The organism is Pseudomonas sp. B2021 (assembly GCF_018135665.1).
Classification (GTDB): domain Bacteria; phylum Pseudomonadota; class Gammaproteobacteria; order Pseudomonadales; family Pseudomonadaceae; genus Aquipseudomonas; species Aquipseudomonas lactis.
Genome location: NZ_SMOF01000001.1, coordinates 977,425 through 987,068 on the forward strand (window position 1 = coordinate 977,425; position 9,644 = coordinate 987,068).

7 protein-coding genes are annotated in these 9,644 nt (G+C 60.6%); 4 read left to right on the top strand and 3 right to left on the bottom strand.

What is annotated here, in order from left to right; all coding sequences use genetic code 11:
- The first annotated feature begins 12 nt into the window (after positions 1-12).
- A complete protein-coding gene (locus E1K68_RS04265) occupies positions 13-3,156 on the top strand; it encodes a CusA/CzcA family heavy metal efflux RND transporter (RefSeq protein WP_212613820.1) in 3,144 nt (1,047 codons plus the stop codon).
- Between the two features lie 71 nt (positions 3,157-3,227).
- Here the strand turns inward: E1K68_RS04265 and E1K68_RS04270 are convergent, their stop codons facing one another.
- The 3 genes from E1K68_RS04270 to E1K68_RS04280 form a co-directional block, all read right to left on the bottom strand.
- Entirely contained in the window at positions 3,228-4,619 is a 1,392-nt protein-coding gene (locus tag E1K68_RS04270; RefSeq protein ID WP_212613821.1) for a heavy metal sensor histidine kinase, read from the bottom strand.
- The gene (locus E1K68_RS04275; protein ID WP_003188303.1) at positions 4,616-5,290 is read right to left on the bottom strand and encodes a heavy metal response regulator transcription factor; all 675 of its coding nucleotides are present in this window, start codon (positions 5,288-5,290) and stop codon (positions 4,616-4,618) included. The genes E1K68_RS04270 and E1K68_RS04275 overlap by 4 nt, the downstream gene beginning before the upstream one ends.
- A 339-nt stretch (positions 5,291-5,629) precedes the next feature.
- The gene (locus E1K68_RS04280; protein ID WP_057710677.1) at positions 5,630-6,949 is read right to left on the bottom strand and encodes an OprD family porin; all 1,320 of its coding nucleotides are present in this window, start codon (positions 6,947-6,949) and stop codon (positions 5,630-5,632) included.
- 226 nt (positions 6,950-7,175) lie between these two features.
- On the opposite strand from E1K68_RS04280, the gene E1K68_RS04285 reads away from it, so the two are divergent.
- From E1K68_RS04285 to E1K68_RS04295, 3 genes are all read left to right on the top strand, one after another.
- Positions 7,176-7,508 (top strand): DUF2790 domain-containing protein, encoded by a 333-nt coding sequence (locus E1K68_RS04285; RefSeq protein ID WP_003188305.1) that lies wholly within the window; start codon positions 7,176-7,178, stop codon positions 7,506-7,508.
- Between the two features lie 96 nt (positions 7,509-7,604).
- Positions 7,605-8,921: a PAS domain-containing methyl-accepting chemotaxis protein gene (locus tag E1K68_RS04290; protein WP_057710678.1), complete on the top strand. Its 1,317-nt coding sequence runs from the start codon at positions 7,605-7,607 to the stop codon at positions 8,919-8,921.
- A gap of 60 nt (positions 8,922-8,981) precedes the next feature.
- Positions 8,982-9,557, top strand: coding sequence for a flavin reductase family protein (locus tag E1K68_RS04295; protein ID WP_212613822.1), 576 nt, complete (start codon positions 8,982-8,984; stop codon positions 9,555-9,557).
- The last annotated feature ends 87 nt before the right edge of the window (positions 9,558-9,644 follow it).

Genomic DNA, 9,644 nt, shown 5'->3' on the forward strand with positions numbered 1-9,644 from the left:
GAGTGATTCCCCATGTTTGAGCGCCTTATCCAATTCGCCATCGAGCAGCGCATCATCGTGTTGCTGGCGGTGCTGTTGATGGCCGGTCTCGGCATCGCCAGCTATCAGAAACTGCCCATCGACGCGGTACCTGACATCACCAACGTACAGGTGCAGATCAACTCGGCGGCTGCCGGTTTTTCGCCGCTGGAAACCGAGCAGCGCATTACCTTTCCCATCGAGACGGCCATGGCCGGCCTGCCGGGCCTGCAGCAGACGCGTTCGCTGTCGCGTTCCGGTTTGTCCCAGGTCACGGTGATTTTCAAGGACGGCACCGACCTGTTCTTTGCCCGCCAACTGGTCAACGAGCGTCTGCAAGTGGCGCGCGAGCAATTGCCCGACGGCATCGAAACCGCGATGGGGCCGATTTCCACCGGCCTTGGGGAAATTTTCCTGTGGACCGTCGAAGCCGAGGACGGTGTGCGCAAAGAGGACGGCACGCCCTACACTCCCACCGACCTGCGGGTGATCCAGGATTGGATCATCAAGCCGCAATTGCGCAACGTGCCAGGCGTGGCCGAGATCAATACCATCGGCGGCTTCGCCAAGGAATACCAGATTGCGCCAGACCCCAAGCGCCTGGCCGCTTACAACCTGACCCTCAACGATCTGGTCACCGCGCTGGAGCGTAACAACGCCAACGTCGGCGCCGGCTACATCGAGCGCAGCGGCGAACAGTTGTTGATCCGCGCGCCGGGCCAGGTGGCGTCTATCGACGACATCGCCAACATTGTCATCACCACCTCGGACGGCACGCCGATCCGCGTGCGCAATGTGGCCCAGGTCGACATTGGCCGCGAGCTGCGCACCGGCGCCGCCACCGAAAATGGCCGTGAAGTGGTGCTGGGCACGGTGTTCATGTTGATCGGTGAGAACAGCCGCAGTGTGTCCCAGGCGGTGGCGAAAAAGCTTGAGGAGATCAACCGCTCGCTGCCCGAAGGTGTGGTGGCCGTCACCGTCTACGACCGCACCAACCTGGTGGAAAAAGCCATCGCCACGGTGAAGAAAAACCTCTTCGAAGGTGCGTTGCTGGTGGTGGCGGTGTTGTTCCTGTTTTTGGGCAACATCCGTGCGGCGCTGATCACGGCGATGGTGATTCCGCTGGCGATGCTGTTCACCTTCACCGGCATGTTCACCAACAAAGTCAGCGCCAACCTGATGAGCCTGGGCGCGCTGGACTTCGGCATCATCGTTGATGGCGCGGTGGTGATCGTCGAGAACGCCATCCGCCGTCTGGCCCACGCGCAACACCGTCATGGCCGGTTGCTGACCCGCAGTGAACGCCTGCACGAAGTGTTCGCCGCGGCCAAGGAGGCGCGACGCGCGCTGATCTTCGGGCAGTTGATCATCATGGTGGTGTACCTGCCGATCTTCGCTCTCACGGGCGTGGCCGGGAAGATGTTCCACCCCATGGCTTTCACGGTGGTGATTGCCTTGCTCGGCGCGATGATTTTGTCGGTGACCTTCGTACCGGCGGCGATTGCGTTGTTCGTCACCGGCAAGGTCAAGGAAGAAGAAAACATTGTGATGCGCAGTGCGCGCCGGGTGTATGACCCGGTGCTCAACTGGGTGATGGTGCGTCGGCCCCTGGTGTTCGGCTTGGCCGCTTTGACCATCGTCGTCTCGGGCCTGGTTGCCAGCCGCATGGGCAGTGAGTTTATCCCCAGCCTTAGCGAAGGCGACTTTGCCCAACAGGCGCTGCGTGTGCCCGGCACCAGCCTGACGCAATCGGTACAGATGCAGCAGCAACTGGAAAAAACCTTGCTGGCCCAAGTGCCGGAAATCGAGCGGGTGTTTGCGCGCACCGGTACGGCGGAAATTGCCTCCGACCCGATGCCGCCGAATATCTCCGACAGCTACGTGATGCTCAAACCCAAGGACCAATGGCCGAACCCGAAGAAGTCCCGCGAGGCAATCATCGCCGATATCCAACGGGCCAGCGCGATTGTGCCGGGCAGCGTGTATGAGCTGTCGCAGCCGATCCAGTTGCGCTTCAACGAGCTGATTTCCGGGGTGCGCAGCGACGTGGCGGTGAAGGTGTTTGGCGACGATATGGCGGTGCTCAACCAGACTGCCGGGGAAATCGCCGAGACCTTGCAAAAGCTCAACGGCGCCTCGGAAGTGAAGGTGGAACAGACCTCCGGCCTGCCGGTGCTGACCATCAATATCGACCGCGACAAGGCCGCTCGCTTTGGCCTGAATGTGGGTGATGTGCAGGACACCATCGCCGTCGCGGTCGGTGGGCGCCAGGCCGGTACGTTGTACGAGGGCGATCGGCGTTTTGACATGGTGGTGCGCTTGTCCGACACGTTGCGCACCGATATCGACGGCTTGTCACGGCTGTTGATCCCGGTGCCGGCGCTGGCGAGTAGTACCTCGGGGCAGTTGGGCTTTATCGCCTTGTCCCAGGTTGCCAGCCTCGACCTGGTGCTGGGCCCCAACCAGATCAGCCGCGAGAACGGCAAGCGCCTGGTGATCGTCAGCGCCAACGTGCGTGGGCGCGATATTGGCTCGTTTGTCGAGGAGGCCGAAGCCGCCATCACCACCCAGGTGAAGGTCCCTGCCGGTTACTGGACCACCTGGGGCGGCCAGTTCGAACAGTTGAAGGAGGCTTCTGAACGCTTGCGCATCGTGGTGCCGGTGGCCTTGCTGTTGGTGTTCGGGTTGCTGTTCATGATGTTCAACAACCTCAAGGACGGCCTGCTGGTGTTTACCGGCATCCCCTTCGCGCTCACCGGCGGGATCATGGCCCTGTGGCTGCGCGATATTCCGTTGTCGATTTCAGCGGGGGTGGGCTTTATCGCCTTGTCGGGCGTGGCGGTGCTTAATGGCCTGGTGATGATTGCCTTCATCCGAAACCTGCGCGAGGAAGGCCGCTCATTATCGGTGGCGATCCACGAAGGCGCGTTGACCCGCCTGCGCCCGGTGCTGATGACGGCGCTGGTGGCGTCCCTGGGCTTTATCCCCATGGCCCTCGCCACCGGCACCGGCGCCGAAGTGCAGCGCCCGTTGGCGACGGTGGTGATTGGCGGGATTATTTCTTCGACCTTGCTGACCTTGCTGGTGCTGCCGGCGTTGTACCAGTGGGCTCATCGCCGCGATGAAGAGACCGCCTGACAACCGTGAAAACGCCGCAATGTGCGGGCTTACCCTCTGTAGGAGCGAGCAAGCTCGCTCCTACATTGGGCCTAGGCTGGCTTCGAAGGAAACACAAGGCTGAACCGCGTAAAACGTCCAGCCTGGCTGGTGACATGAGCATGCCCCTGATGCAAATGCATGATCGATTTCACAATGGCCAGTCCCAGCCCGGTGCCGCCCTCTGCACGGGTACGGCTGCTGTCGGCGCGGTAGAAGCGTTCGAACAGGTGCGGCAGGTGGTGCGCTTCAATGCCACGCCCTGGGTTGCCCACCGACAGCGATACGCTCTGCTCGTAGGTCTCCACCAACAGCAACACGGTAGAGGCCTCGGGTGTGTGGCGAATGGCATTGGAGAGCAAGTTGGAAATCGCCCGCTGGATCATCAGGCGGTCGCCCGTCACCCAGGCATCGCCACGCAGGCTCAGGGTGACGTGTTTGTCTTCGGCACTCAGGGCAAACAACTCCATCACGCGCTGGGCTTCCTGCGCCAGGGACACCTCGGTGAATGAGGCCCGCGCCGCCGGGTGGCTGACCTGCGCCAGAAACAGCATGTCGCTGACAATCCGCGCCAGGCGTTCGAGCTCTTCGGTGCTGGACTCCAGCACCGCCTTGTATTCCTGCGGTGGGCGTTGGCGCGACAGGGTCAACTGGGCCTTGCCCATCAGGTTGGTCAGCGGCGCGCGCAGTTCGTGGGCCAAGTCGTCGGAGAACTGCGAGAGTTGCTGCACCCCGGCATCCAGGCGGTCGAGCATCACGTTGATGCCGTGGGCCAGTTCACCCAGTTCGTGGGGCAGGTTGTCTACGGACAAGCGATGGGTGAGGTCTTGGGTGGTGACTTTCGCCGCCACCTGGCTGAACTGCTTCAACGGCGCCAGGCCACGTTGCACCAGCCACCAGGCACCCATGCCAATCAGTATCAACAGCAGCGGCAGCGCAATCAGCGTGGCGCGCAGGTAGGCACTGAGCAACGCCTGATCGTCCATGCGGTCCAGGGACAGCAGCACCCGCACACGTTCACCGTTGGCCAGGCGCATCAAGCTGGAGGCACTGAGTATCTGGTTGCCGTAGCTGTCGACCCAATTGAGGTAACCAAGGGTTTCCCGTGGTTTGAAGTCAGTGAGCAGCGGTTCCTGGGGCTTGCTGCCGACGTTCAGCAGCACGCTGTTATCGGGCGCGGTGCCGACAATGGTCAGGTGGAAGTTGTCGTGGCCCATCACCAGGTCCATCAGTGAGTGTGGGCGAGCGCGAATACCGTGGGCATCCAGGCCCAGGGCCAGGCTGTGCTGGATCTGTTCCATCTTGCTTTCCAGGTTCTTGCGCGCGAGTTTTTCCAGCTCATGGGTGAGGGCCAGGTAGGCCAGGGTTGCCAGCAGCAGCACCAGGCCCGCGCCCATCAGGCTGACCGTCAGGCCCAAGCGCATCGACAGGCTGCCGGTCTTCATGGGCGTGCTTCCAGCACGTAGCCCACGCCACGAATGGTGTGGATCAGCTTGACCTCGCTCTGGTCATCCACCTTGGCGCGCAGGCGGCTGATGGAGACTTCCACCACATTGGTGTCGCAGTCGAAATTCATGTCCCACACCAGGGAAATAATCTGCGTGCGGGTCAGCACTTCGCCGGCCTGGCGCATCAGTACTTGCAGCAGGGCGAACTCCTTGGTGGTCAGGTCGATGCGCCGGGCGCCGCGATAAGCGCGGTGGCGACGCGGGTCCAGTTCCAGGTCCGAGACGCGGAACACTTCCGGCTGTGGAATGTGCTCGCTGCGGCGCATCAGGGTGCGCACCCGTGCCAGCAGTTCGGGAAACTCGAACGGCTTGACCAGGTAGTCGTCGGCGCCCATGTCCAGGCCCTTGATCTTGTCAGCCAGCCGGCCACGGGCGGTGAGCATCATCACGCGCTGGGTACCATTGCGGCGCAATTCTTCCAGTACTTGCCAGCCATCCTTGCCCGGCAGGTTGACGTCCAGAATCACCAGTTCATAGGCGTGTTGCCCGGCCAGGTGCAGGCCGTCGATGCCATTGGCGGCGCAGTCGACCACGTAGCCACTTTCGTTCAGGCCCTGTTGCAGGTAGTCGGCGGTTTTCTGCTCGTCTTCAACCACAAGAATACGCATGGGGGGGTTACCTCTTGAATTAGGGGAGAGAAGGCGCCCATGTCCCTATGGCGGCGGTTATCGGAGTAGGAAAAGTCTGAAGGCTAAAGTAACTTCAGGGTCAACTGCGACCATCGGCCGCATGGAGCAGCAGGCAAAAAAAACGCCCCAAGCGGGGCGTTAAAAATTCATCTCTTTCCAAAGGAGCTACACAAAAGCTTCAGAGATGAATGTGCTCGGGTGAATAAGTTGAAGCGAGTATAGAAAGTTCCACTTAACGAGAAGCTGAGGCCAATATTACAATTCTGATAACCGGCTATTTGTGAACAGATGTTAGTTAATCGCGAGCGAATGTAAGGGCTACAACACGACCAAGGGGTATTCGGCAATCAGACGAACTTCTTCCAGGTCTGACTCGAACGCACTGGAGCGCACGGTGGCCTGGCGCACGCGTAGGGACAAATCCTTCAAACGCCCACTTTGCACCACGTACTTGGCCTCGATATCCCGTTCCCAACGGCGTTGATCGGTCAAGGGGTTGCCCGCTGCATCGCGGCGCATATACACGGCATTGGCGTTGCTGTAGTCGGCGCCGGTGCCTTTGCCGTAGCGGGTCATGAACGACAGGCCGGGAATGCCGAACGCCTGCATGTCCAGGTCGTAGCGCACCATCCATGAGCGCTCCTTGGGCGCGTTGAAGTCGCTGTACTGGATCGAGTTATTGAGGAAGATCGAGTCTGACTGGCGCAGGTAGTCGAAATCATCGTCGCCGTTGTTACGTTGGTGGGACACGGCCAGGCTGTGGGCACCGACCTTGACCCCGAGCCTGGCGCTCCAGATGTTGTTGTCGAACTCGCCGAGCCGTTTCTGGCCTTCGTCCACGGCCTTGTAGTAGTTGAAGTCGCCGAACAATGACATGTCGTCGGTCAATGCGTAATTGGCATTGCTGCCGAAGTAGTACTGGTCCCAGGCGTCCTTCAAGCGGCTGCTGTACAGGCTAAAGCCCAGGTGGCTGTTGAGCTGATAGTCACCGCCGAAGTAGGCGATCCAGGGCGAGTCGACCTTGCCTGCATAGAAGGTGGCAAAGCCTTTGTTCATGCCGCTTTCACTGGGCTGGCTCATGCCGCTCAGGCGCCCGCCTTGCAGGCTCAAGCCTTCCAGGCTGGTGTTTTGCAGGGTGACGCCGCGAAAGCTCTCGGGCAACAGGCGAGAGTCGCCGTAGGCCACCACCGGGGTGAGTGGGAACACGTCGCCGGCCTTGATCACCGTGTCCAGCACGCGCAGTTTTGCCGCGCCGCCGATTTTGCTGTAGCTGTTTTCCGGCTGGTTGTCGCTGTTCACCGGGAGCACGCCGAACGAGCCTTTGCCGCCGCTGCGGCCGCTGCCCGAGTCAAGCGTAAGGCCGTACATGGCGAACGCGTCCAGACCAAAACCCACGGTGCCCTGGGTAAAACCGGATTCGAATTTGCCAATAAAGCCCTGGGCCCAGGCTTCTGAGTAACCATTGCCAGTGGGGCTGGACTGGCCTTTGCGGTCATCGCGGTTGAAGTAGAAATTGCGTGCCAGCACGTTGATGCGACTGCCCTCGATAAAACCCTCGGGCTTGTCCTCCACCGCCATGGCGGCCATGGGCAGTGCAGCCATCAGTGAAAAGGGAAGGGTGTAATGACGAATGCTCATGATGCGCTCCTCGGTGATGGCAGTTATCAGCTTCTTATAGAGGCGGGCGTTCTTATTGATCTGGCCCTGGCTGATAGTTGCAAACGACGGATAACAGCTGCATGGCGCGAAGATTACAATTCTGGAAACTAACGGCCATCTAACAAATAAGTAATGTTCTGGTGAACCTGGCGTCAGGGTGGGTTGGTTAATCTCGACACTGAACTTTTCAGTCGAGGAAACCGCAATGAACTTTTATAAAGTAGGTGTGGCTGTATTAACGGCTGTGTTGTCATTTGGCGCGCTGGCCGAAGGGGGCGGGGATCGCACCTTTGCCCTGATGATGGAGCGCAATGAGAAAGCCATGGCCGCCTACGCGATCAAAAAAGGCAAGCCGGTGCCCGAGGTCCAGGCTTACCGCTATGGCATGGACCTGGACATTGCCAAGGTCGTCAACGTGACGCCGCCGATCCGCTCGTGCAACGTCGTGCCGTCGCGCATGACCTATGAAGACTCCAGCGGCAAGCTCAATACCCTGGAATATCAGGTCATGGGCGTATGCCGTAACAATGGCGGTTGAAAATATAGTTCGGCCCAGGGCTCAAGCGCTCTTCAGAAAACCCCGGCAGCGCCGATGCAAGTTAGAACACCCACCTCACTTGCCTAACGGTGCCCCATGTTCAATACCGGCCTGAAGCAGGAGCTGACCGCTCTGCGCGAAGAATTGTCGAGCTTGCTCCAGGTGAAAGAGAGCCTGGAAAACGAAATGCTCTGCCTGACACTGGACCCTGAAGGCCGTGTGGAGTGGGCCAATGCCAACTTCCTGCAGGAATTGGCTTATTCGTTGAGTGAAATTGTCGGGCGCGCGATCGAAGACCTGGTGCCAGCCCATGTGCGCCAGGACCCGTTCCAGCTGCGCTTCAAGCACGCGCTGGCCCGCGGCGAACACTTTGCCGGCGCCGTGCGCCTGATGCGTGGCAATGGCAAAGAGGCCTGGTTGCGCTCAATCGTGCAGCCGGTGCGCAGCTCTGAAGGGCGCATCAAGCAGTTTTCGATGTTCTCCAGCGACCTTACCCGCACCATCGAGAGTTCGCGTGAACATGAAAACCTCATCACTGCGTTGATGCGTTCCACCGCGTTGATCGAGTTCGACCTGGAAGGGCATGTGCTCACCGCCAATGACCGCTTCCTCGGCGCCATGGGATACAGCCTGGCGCAGATCGAAGGCAAGCATCACCGTATGTTCTGTGAACCGCAGGAATATAACAGTGCCGAATACCAGCAGTTCTGGAAGCGCCTGAACGCCGGTGAGTTCGTCGCCGCGCGCTTCAAACGAGTGGACAGCCACGGCCGCCTGGTGTGGCTGGAGGCCACCTACAACCCGGTGGTGGATGCCAATGAGCGACTGTACAAAGTGGTCAAGTTCGCCACGGTCATTACCGAGCAGGTCAACCGCGAGCAGGCGGTGGCCGAGGCCGCCAATATTGCCTACAGCACCTCTTTGCAAACCGACGACAGCGCCCAGCGCGGCACCACCGTGGTCACCCAGGCCGTGGACGTGATGCGCGACCTGGCCCAGCACATGCAACAGGCCGGTGAAGGCATCGAGGCGTTGAATGCCCAGTCCCAAGTGATCGGCAGCATCGTCAAGACCATCAGCGGCATTGCCGAGCAAACCAACCTGCTGGCGCTCAACGCCGCCATCGAAGCGGCGCGTGCCGGTGAGCAGGGGCGTGGCTTTGCGGTGGTGGCCGATGAAGTACGGCAACTGGCGTCACGCACCAGCAAAGCCACCGAGGAAATTGTCGGTGTGGTGCGCCAGAACCAGGACATGGCCCGCGACGCGGTGGCCTTGATGGCCGACGGGCGGGCGCAAGCCGAGCAGGGCTTGGCCCTGGCGGCCGAGGCGGGTACTGTGATCGTCGAGATTCAAGACGGTGCGCAAAAAGTGGTGAGTGCGGTCGGGCAGTTTGCCAATCAGCTGTCGAGCTGACCTGTGGGGCTTGTGCTTGAGGTATCTTAGGTCTTTTCTCGCTTGCAGAGCTGATCGACCATGAGCCCTACGTTCCGTCGCCCCGTACCACTGTCCAAGGCTTACCGTTTGCTCAACCACGGGCCGACCGTGTTGGTGAGTGCAGCCCACAACGGCCAGCGCAATATCATGGCCGCTGCCTGGGCCATGCCGCTGGATTTCGAACCACCGAAAGTCGCGGTGGTGCTCGACAAGGCCACCTGGACCCGCCAACTACTGGAAGGCGCCGGCACTTTTGTGCTGCAGGTGCCTTGTGTTGCGCAGGCTGATCTGGTGCAGACGGTGGGCAATACCCGCGGCGTTGAAACCGACAAATTCGCAGCCTATGGCCTGCACACTTTCAGCGGTGAGCACACCGAGGCGCCGATGCTGGAAGGCTGCGTGGCCTGGCTGGAATGCCGCTTGCTGCCCGAGCCGCATAATCAGCAGACCTATGACCTGTTCCTGGGCGAAGTGGTCGCGGCTTATGCTGATGAGCGGGTATTCAGTGATGGCCACTGGCATTTTGAAGGGCATGATGAACTGCGCACGTTGCACCATGTGGCGGGTGGGAATTTCCTGGCCATTGGCCAACCGATTGTCGGGCGCCAGCTCTGACAGAGGCGCAAAGCCACGAAGATCAACTGTGGGAGCTGGCTTGCCTGCGATGGCATCACCTCGGTGTACCTGATGTACCGAGGTGTC